This is a genomic window from Rhizobium sp. P44RR-XXIV, assembly GCF_001999485.2.
Lineage (GTDB): Bacteria > Pseudomonadota > Alphaproteobacteria > Rhizobiales > Rhizobiaceae > Rhizobium.
The window spans coordinates 1072357-1088955 of the sequence record NZ_MPVZ02000029.1; the positions used below are offsets into that span (position 1 = coordinate 1072357).

A 16599-nucleotide genomic window follows, 5' to 3' on the forward strand; every position below is an offset into this window, starting at 1 on the left:
CGACCACTTTGGAGGCCATATCCTGAGATTCGGCAGCATAATTATAGATTATCTATTAATCAAGGGCGACTATGCGCTGCCGCTCCGCCGCCCTGGGAGAATTGCCATGCCGGAGAAGGAAGCGGCCATCGCGCCACAAGGCGAACTCAAATCTTGGACACTCGACACTGCGCGCGTGCTTTACGACCTGCCTTTCAATGATTTGCTGTTCAGAGCTCACACCATCCACCGCGAGAATTTCGATCCCAATCGCGTTCAGCTCAGCAAGCTGCTCAACATCAAGACAGGGGGCTGTCCCGAGGATTGTGGCTATTGCAGCCAGTCCTCCCACCACGCCTCCAATGTGAAGGCATCAAAGCTCATAGACACCGCCGAAGTCATCGCCGAGGCCCGCAAGGCAAAGGCGCAAGGCGCAACCCGCTATTGCATGGGAGCAGCCTGGCGCAGCCCGAAGGCACGGGACGAGGCAGCCATCGTCTCGATGATCGAAGAGGTTAAAGCCCTCGGGCTGGAGACCTGCATGACGCTGGGAATGCTGTCGCCGGAGCAGGCTCGCACCTTTGCTGAGGCAGGGTTGGATTACTACAATCACAATCTCGATACTTCCGAGCGCTTCTATCCTCAGGTCGTCACGACACGCACGTTCGGCGACCGGCTGGAGACGCTGGCTCACGTCCGGGAGGCCGGCATCAAGGTTTGCAGCGGCGGCATTTTGGGGCTGGGCGAACAGGAGGATGACCGGATCGACATGCTGGTGACCCTGGCAAATCTGCCAACCCCACCGGAAAGCGTGCCGATCAACATGCTGATCCCCATTCCCGGCTCACGCCTGGCGGAAGCCAAACCTGTCGATTCCATAGGCTTCGTTCGGATCATTGCTCTTGCCAGATTGATGATGCCGCAATCGCATGTCCGCCTGACGGCCGGACGAGCGGCGATGAGCGACGAAATGCAGGCGCTTTGTTTCTTCGCCGGTGCCAATTCGATATTTATAGGCGACACGCTCCTGACGACGGCCAACCCCGGAGATGACCGCGACAACAGCCTTTTGCGCCGGCTTCGGCTTGAGCCGATGACATTGGAGGCACATGAATGACGGTCGATTTGCGCCAGCGTTATGAGGTGAAACTCCGACAACTCGCCCAGAAGGGCCGCCATCGGGACCTCAGCCGCGACACTGGATCGGATTTCACCTCCAACGACTATCTCGCGCTGACCTCGTCGCCGCGCATGCGCGCGGCCCTTGTCGATGCTCTTGATCGTGGCGTGCCGGTGGGCGCCGGCGGGTCGCGCCTGCTAAGGGGCAACCATGCCGAACACGAAGCGCTTGAACAGGAAGCGGCGGCATTCTTTGCGTGCGAGCAAATGCTCTACTTCGGCAGCGGTTACGCCGCCAATCTCGCGGTTCTCTCAACCCTGCCGCAACGCGGAGATCTCATTGTCCACGACGCCCTGATCCATGCGAGTGCGCATGATGGAATGAGGACGGGACGGGCCGATGTGGTGTCGGTGGCGCATAATGATGCGGATGCGGTCGAGGATGCTATCCTTGCCTGGCGCAAGCGAGGGGGCACCGGCGTACCGTGGATTGTCGTCGAAAGCATCTATTCGATGGATGGCGATCACGCGCCACTTTCCGATCTGATCGAAATTGCCGATCGCAACGACGGCTTCCTCTACATCGATGAGGCGCATGCAAGCGGCGTTCATGGCGTTGGCGGGCGTGGCTATGCCGCCGGTCTTGAGGGACGAGATAATGTCATCGTCTTGCACACCTGCGGCAAGGCTCTGGGTGCCGCCGGGGCACTGGTCGGCGCCAACCGCACACTGTGCAGCTTCCTCATCAATCGGGCTCGCCCCTTCATCTACGCAACAGCACCATCCCCCTTGCAGGCCGCGAGCGTCCGCGAGGCGCTGGCCATCCTCGCTGACGAGCCGGAACGGCGCCAAGCGCTGCACGGCCTCATCGCCTTTGCAAACGCGCAATTTTCCGAACGTCTGGGCGTGCCCAGCAGCGGCACGCAGATTCTTCCCGTCATCGTCGGTGAAAACGCGCGCGCCACACATCTCGCCGAGCGCTTGCGCGCGGACGGTTTCGATGTTCGCGCTATTCGACCGCCCACGGTTCCGCATGGGACCGCGCGGCTGCGCATCACCATCACGCTCAATGTCGATCGACCGACCATCGCAAATATGGTCGAGCGGCTCGCCGAGCTCATTGCGACGGAGATTTCATGAGCAACTGTCTCGTTGTGACGGGAACAGATACGGGCATCGGCAAGACGGTCTTTTCCGCCGCGCTCACAGCTGCCCTCAACGCCTGCTATTGGAAACCGGTCCAATCCGGCCTGGATGGCGAAACCGACAGCGAAACGATCGCCCGACTTGGGCGGATTCCGCAGCATCGTATCCTGCCCGAAGCATGGCGCCTGAACACTCCGGCCTCGCCGCATTTGTCAGCCCGGATCGATGGCGTTGAGATAGCGCCTGATCTATTGACATCCCCCGCGACACAATTGCCACTCGTCATCGAGGGGGCTGGTGGATTGCTTGTTCCTTTGACGCGGGAACAAACCTTTGCCGATGTATTTGCGCGCTGGCGCTATCCGACCATTCTGTGCGCGCGGACCGCCCTTGGCACCATCAACCACACATTGCTTTCGATTGAAGCACTGGAGCGACGGCAAATACCCATCCTCGGCGTGGCCTTCATCGGTGACGCCCAGCCCGATACGATGAGCATCATCAAGGAGATAGGTCGTGTTTCGATCCTCGGGCGGCTGCCGCATCTCGATCCGTTGACGCCGGAGGCGTTACACCGGGCCTTTGCAGAGCAATTCGATCTTTCCAGATTTCGCGAGGTCTTGGCATGACGGCGATCTACAGCCCGCAATCGCCGATCTGGCATCCTTTCACCCAGCATCAGCTTGAACCGGCCTTCAAGAAAATCGCGCGAACCGAGGGAGCCTACCTGTTTGACCAGGACGGCCGTTCCGTTCTTGATGCCATTTCTTCTTGGTGGGTCATCACCCACGAGCACCGCCATCCCCGCATCACGAGGGCGATCCACGATGCGGTGGAGAAACTCGACCAGCTGATATTTGCTGAATACAGCCATGAAGCCGCCGAGGCATTGGCGCGCGGTCTCATTGATCTCGCCTCGCCCGGACTGGCACATGTTTTCTTTTCAGACAGCGGCTCCACGTCGGTGGAAGTCGCACTCAAAATGGCGCTCGGAATGTTTCACAATCGGGGGGCGGCACGCTCCCGCATTGTCGTCATGGAACACAGCTATCACGGCGATACCATCGGTACGATGTCGATTGGAGCACGTGGGGTGTTCAACTCAGCCTACGAACCATTGCTGTTCGACGTTGCAAGCATTTCATTCCCTGTGGCGGGCCGGGAGCAGCAGACACTCGACGAGCTTGAGGCATTCTGCCGGCGCGGAGACGTCGCTGCCTTCATCGTCGAACCCTTGGTGCTGGGGGCTGGCGGGATGAAAATGTATCCGCCTCATCTCCTGACCGAGTTTCGGCGGATAACGGCACAGTATGGAACCTTGCTGATCGCCGACGAAGTCATGACAGGTTGGGGACGGACAGGCACCTTGCTCGCCTGCGAACAGGCGGGCATTTCTCCGGACATACTCTGCCTTTCCAAAGGAATAACGGGCGGCGCACTGCCGCTTGCCGTGACGCTCTGTACGTCGGAAATATTCGACGCACATTTGTCCGATGACCGTGGCCGCATGTTTTTTCATTCCAGCTCTTACACCGCCAACCCCATCGCTTGCGCGGCGGCCGTGGCAAATCTGGAGGTCTGGCGGGAAGAGCCCGTTATGTCCCGCATCGCGGCCATCGAGGCAATGCATCGTGAATGGCTGGCGAAATTCCGGTTCGATCCACGCTTTACCGGTGTCCGCCAGCAGGGCACGATCGCCGCGCTTGAGCTTGCCACCGGAACGAATGGCTATCTCTCCGAGGTTGGCCCGAGGCTTCGAAACTTCTTCCGCGAGAGAGATCTCCTCATACGACCTTTGGGCAATGTCATTTATCTGATGCCCCCTTATTGCGTGGGGGAACAGGATCTGCGGCGAGCCTATGAAGCCATCGATGAGGCCGCCGACTTTATTGGGTTCTCGGCATGAGGGCCTGGTCGAGCAGAATAGCAGGCCTCGGTCACTACGTTCCGAAACGCCGCATCGACAACGCCGAAATCGAAGCACGCCTGGGTCTGGCGGAAGGCTGGATTGAACGCAGGACCGGTATACGCGCGCGCCATTGGGCCGCGCCCGGCGAAAGCCTGACCGACATGGCGGCGCAAGCCGGGTCCATGGCGCTCGATCATGCGGGCATCGATCGTGCGGCCGTTGCACTGACGCTGCTGGCAACATCCACGCCTGATCATCTCCTGCCGCCTTCGGCACCGTTGCTCGCGCACAAACTCGGTCTTCAGGCATCGGGAGCAATCGACCTCGCAGGCGCGTGTTCAGGTTTCCTGTACGCGCTGGCGCTTGCCGATGGCTTTATAAGAGCCCAGAACAGGCCCGTTCTCGTGGTCGCTGCGAATATTCTGAGTAGGCGCATAAATATGGAAGAGCGGGCAAGCTCCGTGGTCTTTGCCGATGCCGCCGGCGCGGTGCTTCTCGTTCCATCGGAAGATCCACAATCAGGCATCCTGGGCATTGAGCTGATTTCGGAAGGCTCGGCCTACGATCTCATTTCTATCCCATCGGGCGGGAGCGTCCACCCCTTTCATCCCGGCATCGAGCCAAATTCCGTCAATATGACAATGCAGGACGGGAAAGCGGTTTTCCAGAAAGCCGTCCGCATCATGAGTCAATCGGCGTCGCAGGCCTTGAAGCGTGCCGAGATATCCTCGCAATGTATCGACCGCTTCATCCCCCATCAGGCGAACGCCCGAATTATCGATGCAGTCTGTGACGAGTTGGCAGTTCCGCTCGAAAAGTCCGTACGCACGATCGGCGAATTTGGAAACTCATCGGCGGCGACGATTCCGCTCTCAATGTCGCTGGCCAATCGTGAGCGACCGTTCGTCGCCGGCGAACAACTGCTGCTTGCCGCGGCGGGCGCCGGCATGACCGGCGGAGCTGTTGTCGTTCGAATGCAGGAGGCCCTGCCGGTGTCGACAAGCGAGGCCTGGCCGCTGATATCGATGTCAAGGCCGCCCGTTCCGGCATGAATGCCCAATTGCTTGCAGACGAGCAAAGCGCCCCTCACGGGCAACACCTGCCTGAAAAGAGGCAATGGCGTTCCACCGCCATGAATGACAACCGCCAATCGATGTACCAGGCTCCCTCGCAGATATTCCGATACTCACCGAGACGCCTGCCTCTATGAATGGAGCGAGGCGAAATGTTGCATCATTCGTTCCGCATCGGGGCGGATGCCGGTGAACAGTTCGAAAGCCTTGACCGCCTGTGAAACCGCCATTCCGCCGCCATCGAGAACGCGGCATCCCCTTTGCCTTGCAAGCTTCACCAGTTCCGTCTCGATCGGGAAATAGACGATTTCCGCAACCCATAGCCGATCCCTAACGAGCCGCGCATCGAGCGGCAAACCGGGATGCGCAGCCATGCCGGTCGGTGTTGCATGAACCAGACCATCGGCAGCATCCAGGGCGGCGGCAAGGTCGCTGCCGACCAGGAATGAGCATTTGCGGTGGGCTGGCTGCAGCTGATCTGCGAGCGACTGCGCACGCGACGGGTCGATATCGAATATTTCGATCGTGCGCGCACCCATTTGCGCCACGGCGTGAGCAACTGCGACACCGGCCCCGCCGGCCCCAAGCTGCACGACATGGTCGAGCGGAACTCCGGACAGGCCACGACGAAAGCTCTGCGCAAATCCCCACCAATCGGTATTGTGCCCTATCCTGCGCCCGCCTCGAAAGACGATCGTATTGATCGAGCGCAGCGTCTGGGCATCCGGCGAAAGCTCGTCTACCAGCGCGACGGCCGCCTGCTTGCAGGGATGCGTGATATTCAGGCCGGCAAAGCCCTGGGCTTCAGCCTCATCGATCAGTGCCGGCAGATCCGATACGCCAAGGCCGCGAATTTCGAGGTCGATGAGATCATAGCGGTATGAAAGACCGTAATTCTCACCCTCGCGCATGTGCATGGCCGGCGTCAGCGAACGGCCGATGCCAGCACCGATGAGACCGACCCGAAGTTGACGTGAGATGATGGCAGCCTGAGTGTTCAATCTATCCTCCCGAGCAGCGAACCATAGCCATATCGCAGCTCGAGATCAAAATGTACGAACTAGTACGTAAAGTCAATGAACGGTACAGAAATCCTGTTCGCGGCAGTGCTCGGCGACATCATCACATGGCCTCGGATTCTCAAATAGTGTTCGAAGGAGCAGTCTTCAGGAAAGCCAGAATTGCGTCGACGATCAATGCCTTGTGCCGTTTTTTCAGCTCGTCGGAGGACAAATCTCGTTCGAAGATTGCCCCGAATGTATGGCGATTGGACACCCGGAAAAAACATTGCGCACTGATCATCATGTGCAGGTCGACAGGATCCACCCGGCGTATGAAGCTACCATCCGCATAACCACGTTCCAGGATGCCGGTAATGATATCGATGACGGCGATATTCATTTCCGACAGAACCACCGAACGCTTCATATGTTCGGCTCGATGAATATTCTCGATGCTGACCAGGCGCACGAAATCCGGATTTTGATCATCATGATCGAAGGTGCTGGCAATCAGCTGCGCCATCGCCTGAACTGGCGGCATGTTTTCGAGATCGAGCTCGCTCTCTAGCGTCCGGATCTTCGTATAGGCCTGTTCGAGAACGGCGAGATAGAGCCCTTCCTTGCTGCCGAAATAATAGTAGATCATGCGCTTGGAGGTCTTGGTGCGCTCAGCGATCTCATCGACACGCGCGCCGGAAAAGCCTGCGGCGACAAATTCTTCCGTCGCAATCTTCAGGATATTTTCCTTGGTCGCGTCGGGATCGTTTTTCCGCGTGAGGCGCTCGATCTTGGCCGCTTGCGCTTTGGTCATGCCTTGCTCGTCTTCCTGGGTCCATCAATGCCCACCATTGAAGATCAAAGCTTTAACACAGCCTCAGCGCGAATGGGGAGAGCCTAAAGCTTCGGCAGACCAATCGGTCGCAGATACCGTCTCAGTGCCGCGATGCGGAAGATCGCGTTCGCCGCACCGTAGCCGCGATAACCGCTACGCTGGACGATCTCGAAGAAGAACCCTTCTCCATAACTGGGACTATAGAGCTGGAAATATTCGCCATGATCGTCGCGATCATAGAGGATATTATATGCCTTCAGCCGATCGGTGAATTCCGGATCGAGGCCGAATCTCGCCTCCAGGTCATCATAGTAATTTGGCGAGATCACCAATGTCGCGAAACCGTTGGCAGACAGGGCAGAAGCCGTCGCGAAGATATCTTCGGTTTTAAAAGCCAGATGCTGAATACCCGAGCCGAATGTCTCGGCGATGAAATGGCCAGCCAGAGTATTGCGGTTTTCCGCGCCGTTGAGCGTGATGCGCAGCGTACCTAGATCATTTTCGACGACCTGGCTTCGAACGACGCCGGCAGGATCGATGATGTCGACCATCGGCGTCTTATGCGCATCCAGTATCGCCGTATAGAACAGCAGCCAGGTGAGCAGCTCTTCGTACTTCATGGTCTGCGCAACATGGTCGATGCCCGTCAGGCCGACCGGCTGCAGATCGGCATCGTCGTTGACGGGGTCGAACTCGATCTCCCAGATCCGCCCGAGCGGGCTCTGTCGATCGAGGAAATACAGGATGCCGCCACCGATACCGCGTATGGCCGGCATCTCAATCTCGCCGGGATCGAGCGACTGTTCGAAACGCTCGGCACCGAGTGCTACCGCGCGCGAGAGGGCCGCTTGCGCGTCGCCGACCCACAGACCCATTGCATAGGCCGATTGCCCATGCAGAGCGTAGGAGGCGCCGGCAAATCCACCCTGATCGGCATTGACGACCAGATTGATGCCGCCCTGCCTGAAGACATCGACGCGCTTGGACTTATGGCAACCGACATGCCTGAAGCCCAGCGCGTGCAGTCGATCAAAAAGTGGGGATGTCTCGGCTTCATCAACGGTAAACTCGACGAAAGCCACGCCCTCGACCTCAGCGCGCGGCGGCATGGGCGCCAATGTCAATTTGCTTCCGCTTTCGGCGCGCGAACCCGATCGCCCAGGTAAACAAGCGAGCGCTTGCCGTCTACGGCGATAGCCGTCGGCGAGCCACCACGGAACTGGTCGTTGAAAATCTCCAGCGAAAGGTAGCCGTCATAACCTGTCGCTGCTACCGCATTCATGAAGTCGAGCACGGGCAGATCACCCTCGCCCGGCATGTTGCGGAAATGACGGCTCCAATAAAGAAGATCCATGTCGATCAGCGGCGCATCGGCAAGCTGAATGATGAAGATCTTCTCCTTCGGGATCGATCGGATCGAATTGACGTCGATCTTGCGCGAAAGTGTATGGAAGCTGTCGAGGATGAGCCCAATATTCGGATGATCGGCACGGCGGACGATCTCCCACGCATCGCGGTGATCATGGATGTGCCGTCCCCAAGCGAGCGCCTCATACCCCACGCGCAGGCCGCGCTTTGCTGCCCGTTCTCCGAGTTCGGCAAAGTCGGCCGCCGCGCAATCGATACCTCCGAGAGCAGCCGAGGAGACATTCGAGCATACCAGCACGAGGTCCGTGCCCATTTCCTGCATGAGATCGAACTTGCGCTCGGCACGATCGAAAGTGCGGCTACGCAGTGGCTCGGGCATGCCCTCGAAATCGCGGAACGGCTGGAAAAGCGTGATCTCCAGGCCATGATCCCGGACCATCTGGCCGACCTCGCGCGGCGATTGATCGAAGGCAAGAAAATCGTTCTCGAAGATTTCGACGCCATCGAAGCCGGCCTTTGCGATGGCATGAAGCTTTTCCCTGAGGTCGCCGCTGATCGAAACGGTCGCGATCGAGGTTTTCATTGTGTCATCCCATTCATTTGGTGATTTCCAAGAAACTCATCGCCGATCGCCTACCCCGCAGCGGCCAGCGGATACCGGCGCAAAGCGCCGGTATCCGTTTTTATTCAGACGGCGCGATCGGCACGCGGCGTCGCGGCAGCGATGCGTCTTCCATCCCTGCCGAGCTGATCGATCGGTGTCCGATAGGTCTCCGTTGCCGTTGCCGCCGAGGCGGCGGCAATCAGGGCCGTGATCGAGGTAAACGCTGCGACGGGCACCCACCCCATGGGCCCGGTACCCAGCAGGGCAGCACTGATTGTCGGGGCAAAACCGCCAAGTGCGAAGCCGATCTGTGTGCCGACCGCCATGCCGGAGAGGCGAACCCGAGTATCGAACATTTCGGCATAAAGCGCCGGCCAGATGCCGTTGGACGCGCTATAGACCACACCCGAAAGCAGAATGCCCAAAACGAAAACGAGGGTGAGGTTATTCTGGCTGATCGCCCAGATATAAGGCCAGATCAGAATTGCGCAGCCAATGGCACCGAAGATGAAGATCGGCTTTCGGCCGATACGATCAGCCAGGATTGCCCAAAGCGGGATGGCGCCGAGCGCCACGACATTGGCAAGCACCAGCACGGTCAGCATGGTGGAGCGGTCGATATGCATGGTATTGACCGCATAGGACAGGGTGAAGACGCTGAAGATCGTGCTGACGACTGAGATCAACGCGGCAAAGATGATGCGCAGGACATCGGCCCAGTAATTCGTCATCAGGGTGACCAGCGGCAGCTTGGTGGCCTCGCCCCTCTTGGTCTCTTCGAGGAAGGCAGGCGTCTCGGCCAGCGTGCGGCGAACCCAGAAGCCGACGATGACGACGACGAAGCTCAGGAAGAAGGGAATGCGCCAGCCCCAAGACAGGAGCGCGGCTTCGTCAAGCCTGCCGAGCGGTATGAAGACCAGTGTTGCAAGGATCAATCCCGCCTGCGTACCACTCAGCGTGAAGCTGGTGAAAAAGGCTCGCCGGTGTTCGGGCGCGTGCTCCAACGTCATCGAGCTGGCGCCGGCCTGTTCGCCCGCGGCCGAGATACCCTGCAGCAGACGTGCCAGAACGAGAAGCATTGGCGCCAGAATGCCGGCCTGATCATAGGTTGGCAGGCAACCGATGATGAAGGTGGAAAATCCCATCAGAAGCAGCGTGAAGGTGAGCACCTTCTTACGGCCGAATTTGTCGCCGACGTGTCCCAGGATAACCGCACCCAGCGGGCGCATGATGTAAGCGACGCCAAAGGTGGCGAACGAGGCGATTGCCGCCGTCTGCGGATCTTCCGCCGAGAAGAATATCTTTGGAAAGATCAGCGCAGCAGCCGTCCCATACACGAAGAAATCGTAATATTCGACAGCACTCCCGATCCAGCTCGCCAGAGCGGCGCGCTTCGGTGTCTTACGTTCGACTGGTGTTTTCATCATTGTTCCTCCCCAGAACATGTCAGTTTCGAAGACATGCCACACCCGCAAGCGTCAGCTTTCGCTCACGCCCTCCCGCACGGCATCCTTGATCGTCTTGGCAGTCACCGATACCGCCGAGGCGGTACACGTCACTCCTCATGGCAAATAATGTACGAACTAGTTCGTTTTGTAAAGTGATGCGCTCAGATGGTTGGAAATGGCACGACCATCATCGACGATGATCGCTTAGATTTGAATTCTTTCGCCACTTCCGCAAAGCCCTTATGAATGAGGAAAAGCGAAATATTCCAACGCATTGGAAATATTTTGGCGGGTCATCGCGAATGCCCAGTCGGACCACTGCCTGACAAAATCGATAAACGCTCGCCACCCACATTCACGAATCCGTGCGATGGCGCAGTGGACGGCCATGACGGATGCAACTGTCGAAGTTCGCAGACAAAGCCCTGTCCGCGTTTTACTGAAATAAAGCGGCATAGCCAGCCGAGTGGCTATTCATTTGACTTCGGGTTTGCATCCATCGGGACTATGACACAGAGCTACGGCGCTGACCGGACCCGGACCTCTCGACATGGGGGAATGACGCACTCAAAGTTTTGTCCCTTGCGCATAGCGGCGAGTTGCAGGCCTACCTGACAGTGAAACTGCGCGACGCGGATAAGCGCCAAGGGCAATCACGGGCATATCGGGTCGGCAAGATAAAACATAAATGCGGCTCAATGTGATGAACGCCACTGCGGGAATAGAGCTTCGCCTGGCCGGATCTTGAGGCGTGGCTCCGGCACCCAGACCACTATGACATTTTAATCTCACGCCACCGGCCGGCCCATGGAATACCTATGCGCTGATCTCCATTCTCAACGGCATCTGGAATCTGTTGAAGATATATGGAATTACAGCGATGTACTTCGAGCTCAAGGACACCACGGCCGAGATCCTTGCCAAAAGTCGTCGGCATGAAGAGCTTTGCGAATTGCCTCTCGACCTGATCGGCTCCGAGCAGGAGGCCTATGATATTCAGGCCTTTGCTCAAAACGCACTCGGCTTTGGCCGAAAGGGATACGCCATCGTCGGTTCCAGCGAGCCCTGTCGCCAGGCGCTTGGTCTGGCGAAACCGATTTATTCCGAGATCCCGGCTCTCGCTCTTGCATCCGCGGCGACGGCGTTTCGGCTGCCGCCTGGCGTCATCGGCGCACAATGCGAAATCACGTTCACGATGCGGCGCACCTTTCCCGATGCTGACGAGCGCATCTCGCCGGAAACCGCTGCCGATGCCGTTGCCGGATGTCGACCAGCGATCGGCATTCTTGGACGCCGTACAGTCCGAGGGATCGCCGGTGACAATGCCGCGATTGCGGATTTCGGCCTGCATGTCGCAACCCTTCAGGGCGGCCAGACGGTGGATGTCGATCTCTCCGTACTTGGAAAGCTCGACGTCAATGTCTTCCTGTTCAAGGAGGCCGGAATTTCGGGATGCGCTTCATCCGTCATGGGGCATCCACTGAATGCCGTGGCCTGGCTGGCAGCCGCCCTCTCTTCCCGTGGCAAGCAACTGCAGGCCGGCGACATTGTCGCGACGGGTGCATGCGCGAAGATCCTCTGTGTTCACGCGGGACAGCATGTTGCAGCCGATTTCGGGCCGCTTGGCCAAGTCGAATGCATCTTCGAGTAACGAACAATCAGGAGCGGAAGGCCAGCAGATGCGTCCTCAACAGAAACCATTCGTCGTAGAAATCCGGAGAAGCCGCCGCCGAAAGGAAGCTTCGCCATCCCAGCAAGAGGGCGGCATTCGTGCGCTGACCGTGACACATGCGACGAAGCAAGAGTGTCCAAAGGATCCTCGCCTGAACGGGCGTGCATGATGGTCAGCCGAAACATCCCTTTCGAGTACTTCCTTCTTTCGGGCGTTCACGCCGACGGTCCCGTCATCGCTCGAGTAGCCGACACCGCCGTCGCCCGGTCCGTCTCCGACGCCTATGGGCGTCGCTACCACTTCGTCGGCGTCGCGCAGCGGGATGGCGCCGGCAGGATCGATGTGCTGTCTCTAAAGGAAGGCGAGTGGATCGTTTCACCCAATCTCATATACGAAGCAGCCTGAGCGATGCGGGCAGCGCAGGATGTACCACCTGGCACATCAGGTATCGCGGCGGGCGATTGTTGCTCCCAGCATCAGGGCCATCATTTCGATCGTCGCGTCCGGATTGGCCGGACGGCGCTCCGGATCAAACGCAACGCCGATAACGACTGCGCGATCGGTTGAAACTTGAGCCGGCCAGAAATCGAACCGCGATTGATCGAATGGATAAACACCTCCATTGACAATCGCCTTCGAAGTCAATGCCGTTCTTATCGCCTCAAGCTCCATGGGAGAGAGGTTCTTCTCACCCTCAATCTTAAGGTCGTCACCCTTGCCGGAGACAATGATGGCGACGGGAACGTGAAAGAGCGAGACCAGGGCAGACCGGGTAAGATGTGTCGCCTCCTCCATGGAGTTGGCAGCGATCATCTGTCGAGCATAAATCTGCAGCTTCTCCTGACCCCGGCGGTAGCGATCAAGTTCTGCCGCATCGCGCCGCCTGGTGGAGGCGATGGCACTGGTTATGCAACCGATGATGAAGAGCAGAGCAATCGCCCATATGTTGGCGGTGTCCGCTACCGCCAGCGAAAAGCGGGGCTCCGTGAAGAAGAAATTATATGCCAAGGCGCCGAGGAGCGCGCAAAACAGCGCCGGCCTGAGGCCGAATGCCACGCTGCTGATGACGACGGGCAAGACATAGATCAGCGACAGATTGGGAATGGCCTCATATCGGTCGAAACCGGCGGCAACCGCGGTGGCCATTGCCGCCATAATGAGGGACACAAGATACTGAATAACCAGCGGCATCTCCGAGAGGCCTGTGTCGCGCATGACAAACGGATCTGCGACAATGCCGGTCTGAGATTGGCTGAAATCTTTTTCCAGGGACATGGCGGAATCCTCCTGAAAGAGAGATGGCCAGATCCGCATATCAATTCCATATGGATGGCGGACGAGATTTATAAAAACTGCATAAATGGACCCGTCGTCAGCCTTGACTGACCACCGGACGCCCGATTTTCGAAGGGACTCATCACCTCACGGATGTTGCAACTATGTCGCATTTCAAAATTTAGCCGAAAATTTCGCCAAATTCGACTTGGCCTGAGTGATCAATCAATCTAGGATTGGTCATCATCAACACGGTTCTAGGGGGTTTTAGATGGCTGTTTTTTCCAACTCCCCAGTGGCTTCCGCGAATATCGCCTGAAGCCGGCTGCGTTTTCGAACGCAATAGAACGTGATGGACTGGCGCTAAATCTCCCGTCGATCGTTCCGCATCAAACCATTTCGCGCGGTTTTGCGCGAACATTCCTTTCCCTATGACGGAGCCGGCAAAAGCCGGATACATCAATGGCTCTTGGTTTCAAATCCCGCCGCGGCGTGCTTTTCGCAGCGTTTTTCGCTATTGCTGGGCTCATTGGAAGCATCAGCCGGGCCGCGCATCCTTCATGCTGTTCACGGCGATGCTGTCTACGCTTGCGGATGTGCTAACACCCTTGTTCTCCGGCCGTCTGGTCGATGCGGTGGTGTCCGGTCAGGCGAGCGACGTTGCAACGTGGAACAATGCCTTTAACGCCTTTTGCTGGCTGATGGCACTGTCGGTCGGCGCTGTCATCCTGCGGCACGCCACGTTCATCGCCATCATCCGCTTCACGCTGAAGTCGATGTCGGAAATCGCGGCGAATTCCTTCTTCCATATCCAGCGCTTTTCAAGTGACTGGCACGCCAACAGCTTTGCCGGCTCGACTGTTCGCAAGGTGACGCGCGGCATGTGGGCGCTCGATCTGCTCAACGACACCGTCTTCATCGCTCTGTTTCCCTCGCTGATCATGCTCATCGGCTCGACCATTCTGATGACCTGGTACTGGCCGATGATGGGACTGCTGGTCGGCGCCGGATCCGTGTTCTTTATCGCCTTCACGGCGACGATGGCTCTGCGCTATGTCGCGCCGATGGCCAGCATGGCCAATAGCTGGGATACACGCCTTGGCGGCGCGCTCGCCGATGCCGTGACCTGCAACGCAGTCGTCAAGGCCTTTGGCGCCGAGGATCGGGAAGATAAGCGTCTCGCCAAGGTCATGCGCAAGTGGCGGGATCGCACCGCGCGCACCTGGACGCGGGGCACGGTGAACGGCACGTCGCAGAACGCGCTGCTCAGCCTCTTGCGCGGCAGCGTGCTGGGGCTTGCCCTTTGGCTCTGGGCCAACGGCAAGGCCAATGCGGGCGACATCACCTTCGTCCTGACTGCCTTTTTCATCCTCCAGGGATATCTGCGAGAAATCGGCATGCATATCCGCAACCTGCAGCGCTCGGTCAACGACATGGAAGAGCTTGTCTCCATCCATGCGCAGCCGCTGGGTGTCGAGGATGTGCCAGGCGCTCCAGCGCTCCATGTGAAGGCCGGCATGATCGAATTCGATCGCGTCACCTTTCATTACGGCAACCACTATGACCCGCTCTACAAGGACTTCTCGGTCACCATCAAGCCGGGCGAACGGGTCGGTCTCGTCGGCCATTCCGGCTCAGGAAAGACGACGTTCATCAAGCTGATTCAGCGCCTGCATGACGTCAATCACGGTACGGTCTCGATCGATGGACAAGATATTTCGAAGGTGGCGCAGACCTCTCTTCGCCGCCAGATCGCCATCGTGCAGCAGGAGCCCATCCTGTTTCACCGCTCGCTGGCGGAGAATATCGCCTATGCGCGGCCAACGGCCACGCATGCGGAGATCAAGAGGGCTGCGCAGCTTGCCAGCGCCCACGACTTCATCGAGGCCCTGCCTAAGGGCTATGCGACGCTTGTCGGAGAACGTGGCATCAAGCTTTCCGGCGGCGAGCGGCAACGCATCGCCATCGCCCGCGCATTCCTGGCCGATGCGCCGATCCTGATACTCGACGAAGCAACTTCGAGCCTCGACTCGGAATCGGAAATGCTGATTCAGCAGGCCATGGAACGATTGATGGATGGACGCACGACGCTCGTCGTCGCCCACAGGCTGTCGACCGTGCGTGCGCTCGACCGGCTGCTGGTCTTCGAACACGGGCATATCGCCGAGGAAGGCACCCATGCCAGCCTCATTCGTCGCAAGAGCGGAATCTATCGTGGGCTGTTCGAGCGTCAAGCACTGGAGTTGACGAAAGGCATCGCGAGCGAGGGGTTGATCGGCTGATAGGACTCCGCCGATCAACCCTTCCGCCGAATTGGCGCCCCTCTTTATGGTAGGCATCATAAACTCTATCATATTGATCTAAAACATTAAAAATAGTTTTGTGACAAATTGCCTTGCAAATGGCATGAAGTAGATGAAACATAGTCGGCTAATGAATTTTAGCTGATGATGATATGGCTGCCCGGTCTCCATCCGCGCAGCGTAAGCATAGGGAGGATCGCCATGGCGGTTAATTCAAGCCCCGTCGCCCTGGTGGAACATTCTGACCGGTCGCGTAACGACCCGAAGTGCCTGTTCATAGCCCACATTCACGTTGACAGCACATGCAGCCGTGACAGCAGATGACAAAGAAGACCTATCTCAGACAGCTGGCGGGCGAAGCCGATAAGCTCTTCACCGGACAGACAATCGAGCAATATGCCGCAATCTGCTATCGGTGGCGCCCGGGCAAACAGGATGTAGAAGTGCTCCTGATCACTTCGCGGGAAAGCGGTCGATGGGTCATCCCAAAGGGATGGCCGATAGACAGGAAACTACCTCACCAAGTCGCCGAGCGGGAAGCCTGGGAGGAAGCTGGCGTCAGTGGAAAGGCCCGGAAGAAAAGCTTTGGCTACTACACCTATCTGAAATCCCTCGACACCGGCGAAACCGTTCCATCCGTAGTGCAGGTCCATCTTCTCGAAGTTGCCGGAATGAGCGCGCAATTTCCCGAACATGGCCAGCGTCAGCTAAGATGGCTTCAGCCCAATGAAGCAGCCGCCCTGGTGCGCGAGCCCGAGTTGAAGGGGCTTTTGCGCATGGTCGAAACCGCACTTGCAAAAGACAATAAGGCAAAGGATTCGACTGCGAAATAAGGACCCTATCCGGGAATAGGAGGCGTGTTTTGCCATC

General features: G+C 58.3%; 14 protein-coding genes and 1 pseudogene. 9 read left to right on the forward strand and 6 right to left on the reverse strand.

What is annotated here, in order from left to right:
- The first annotated feature begins 106 nt into the window (after nucleotides 1-106).
- The 5 genes from bioB to BSK43_RS30960 are packed head-to-tail and all read left to right on the forward strand — an operon-like array spanning nucleotide 107 to nucleotide 5205.
- Nucleotides 107-1096, forward strand: coding sequence for a biotin synthase BioB (gene bioB, locus BSK43_RS30940; protein WP_077467332.1), 990 nt, complete (start codon nucleotides 107-109; stop codon nucleotides 1094-1096).
- Nucleotides 1093-2238: an 8-amino-7-oxononanoate synthase gene (locus tag BSK43_RS30945; protein ID WP_077467333.1), complete on the forward strand. Its 1146-nt coding sequence runs from the start codon at nucleotides 1093-1095 to the stop codon at nucleotides 2236-2238. The genes bioB and BSK43_RS30945 overlap by 4 nt, the downstream gene beginning before the upstream one ends.
- Nucleotides 2235-2873 carry a dethiobiotin synthase gene (bioD, locus tag BSK43_RS30950; RefSeq protein WP_077467334.1) on the forward strand — a complete coding sequence of 213 codons (639 nt, stop codon included), beginning with the start codon at nucleotides 2235-2237 and terminating at the stop codon, nucleotides 2871-2873. The genes BSK43_RS30945 and bioD overlap by 4 nt, the downstream gene beginning before the upstream one ends.
- A complete protein-coding gene (locus BSK43_RS30955) occupies nucleotides 2870-4150 on the forward strand; it encodes an adenosylmethionine--8-amino-7-oxononanoate transaminase (protein WP_077467335.1) in 1281 nt (426 codons plus the stop codon). Before bioD ends, BSK43_RS30955 begins: the two co-directional genes overlap by 4 nt.
- A complete protein-coding gene (locus BSK43_RS30960; RefSeq protein ID WP_077467336.1) occupies nucleotides 4147-5205 on the forward strand; it encodes a beta-ketoacyl-ACP synthase III in 1059 nt (352 codons plus the stop codon). The genes BSK43_RS30955 and BSK43_RS30960 overlap by 4 nt, the downstream gene beginning before the upstream one ends.
- A 152-nt stretch (nucleotides 5206-5357) precedes the next feature.
- Here the strand turns inward: BSK43_RS30960 and BSK43_RS30965 are convergent, their stop codons facing one another.
- The 4 genes and pseudogenes from BSK43_RS30965 to BSK43_RS30980 form a co-directional block, all read right to left on the reverse strand.
- Nucleotides 5358-6227: a shikimate dehydrogenase gene (locus BSK43_RS30965; RefSeq protein ID WP_077467337.1), complete on the reverse strand. Its 870-nt coding sequence runs from the start codon at nucleotides 6225-6227 to the stop codon at nucleotides 5358-5360.
- Nucleotides 6228-6366: 139 nt separating this feature from the next.
- Entirely contained in the window at nucleotides 6367-7038 is a 672-nt protein-coding gene (locus BSK43_RS30970; protein ID WP_077467338.1) for a TetR family transcriptional regulator, read from the reverse strand.
- Nucleotides 7039-7121: 83 nt separating this feature from the next.
- Nucleotides 7122-9010 (reverse strand): annotated as a pseudogene (locus BSK43_RS30975) (TIM barrel protein).
- Nucleotides 9011-9114: 104 nt separating this feature from the next.
- On the reverse strand, nucleotides 9115-10455 hold the full coding sequence (locus tag BSK43_RS30980; protein ID WP_077467671.1) for an MFS transporter: 1341 nt from the start codon (nucleotides 10453-10455) through the stop codon (nucleotides 9115-9117).
- Nucleotides 10456-11359: 904 nt separating this feature from the next.
- Here BSK43_RS30980 and BSK43_RS30985 point away from each other — a divergent pair.
- Together BSK43_RS30985 and BSK43_RS30990 are read left to right on the forward strand one after the other, a co-directional pair.
- Nucleotides 11360-12130 (forward strand): hydratase, encoded by a 771-nt coding sequence (locus BSK43_RS30985; RefSeq protein WP_077467339.1) that lies wholly within the window; start codon nucleotides 11360-11362, stop codon nucleotides 12128-12130.
- A 153-nt stretch (nucleotides 12131-12283) separates the two neighbouring features.
- Nucleotides 12284-12556 (forward strand): hypothetical protein, encoded by a 273-nt coding sequence (locus BSK43_RS30990; RefSeq protein ID WP_246662737.1) that lies wholly within the window; start codon nucleotides 12284-12286, stop codon nucleotides 12554-12556.
- Between the two features lie 36 nt (nucleotides 12557-12592).
- Here the strand turns inward: BSK43_RS30990 and BSK43_RS30995 are convergent, their stop codons facing one another.
- Together BSK43_RS30995 and BSK43_RS35285 are read right to left on the reverse strand one after the other, a co-directional pair.
- Nucleotides 12593-13426, reverse strand: a complete 834-nt coding sequence (locus tag BSK43_RS30995; protein ID WP_077467673.1) for a DUF4118 domain-containing protein — start codon at nucleotides 13424-13426, stop codon at nucleotides 12593-12595.
- Nucleotides 13427-13607: 181 nt separating this feature from the next.
- The gene (locus tag BSK43_RS35285; RefSeq protein ID WP_169055462.1) at nucleotides 13608-13886 is read right to left on the reverse strand and encodes a hypothetical protein; all 279 of its coding nucleotides are present in this window, start codon (nucleotides 13884-13886) and stop codon (nucleotides 13608-13610) included.
- Between BSK43_RS35285 and BSK43_RS31000 the strand changes: the two genes are divergently transcribed.
- A complete protein-coding gene (locus BSK43_RS31000; protein ID WP_136687375.1) occupies nucleotides 13858-15708 on the forward strand; it encodes an ABC transporter ATP-binding protein in 1851 nt (616 codons plus the stop codon). The genes BSK43_RS35285 and BSK43_RS31000 overlap by 29 nt on opposite strands.
- 341 nt (nucleotides 15709-16049) lie before the next feature.
- Nucleotides 16050-16562 carry an NUDIX hydrolase gene (locus BSK43_RS31005; RefSeq protein ID WP_077467341.1) on the forward strand — a complete coding sequence of 171 codons (513 nt, stop codon included), beginning with the start codon at nucleotides 16050-16052 and terminating at the stop codon, nucleotides 16560-16562.
- Nucleotides 16563-16599: the final 37 nt, after the last annotated feature.

What these genes read in the sequence shown, in the direction of transcription:
- bioB (WP_077467332.1), top strand. Translation starts at nt 107, where the DNA reads ATGCCGGAGAAGGAAGCGGCCATCGCGCCACAAGGCGAACTCAAATCT.
- BSK43_RS30945 (WP_077467333.1), top strand. Translation starts at nt 1,093, where the DNA reads ATGACGGTCGATTTGCGCCAGCGTTATGAGGTGAAACTCCGACAACTC.
- bioD (WP_077467334.1), top strand. Translation starts at nt 2,235, where the DNA reads ATGAGCAACTGTCTCGTTGTGACGGGAACAGATACGGGCATCGGCAAG.
- BSK43_RS30955 (WP_077467335.1), top strand. Translation starts at nt 2,870, where the DNA reads ATGACGGCGATCTACAGCCCGCAATCGCCGATCTGGCATCCTTTCACC.
- BSK43_RS30960 (WP_077467336.1), top strand. Translation starts at nt 4,147, where the DNA reads ATGAGGGCCTGGTCGAGCAGAATAGCAGGCCTCGGTCACTACGTTCCG.
- BSK43_RS30970 (WP_077467338.1), bottom strand. Translation starts at nt 7,038, where the DNA reads ATGACCAAAGCGCAAGCGGCCAAGATCGAGCGCCTCACGCGGAAAAAC.
- BSK43_RS30980 (WP_077467671.1), bottom strand. Translation starts at nt 10,455, where the DNA reads ATGAAAACACCAGTCGAACGTAAGACACCGAAGCGCGCCGCTCTGGCG.
- BSK43_RS30985 (WP_077467339.1), top strand. Translation starts at nt 11,360, where the DNA reads ATGTACTTCGAGCTCAAGGACACCACGGCCGAGATCCTTGCCAAAAGT.
- BSK43_RS30995 (WP_077467673.1), bottom strand. Translation starts at nt 13,426, where the DNA reads ATGTCCCTGGAAAAAGATTTCAGCCAATCTCAGACCGGCATTGTCGCA.
- BSK43_RS31000 (WP_136687375.1), top strand. Translation starts at nt 13,858, where the DNA reads ATGACGGAGCCGGCAAAAGCCGGATACATCAATGGCTCTTGGTTTCAA.
- BSK43_RS35285 (WP_169055462.1), bottom strand. Translation starts at nt 13,886, where the DNA reads ATGTATCCGGCTTTTGCCGGCTCCGTCATAGGGAAAGGAATGTTCGCG.
- BSK43_RS31005 (WP_077467341.1), top strand. Translation starts at nt 16,050, where the DNA reads ATGACAAAGAAGACCTATCTCAGACAGCTGGCGGGCGAAGCCGATAAG.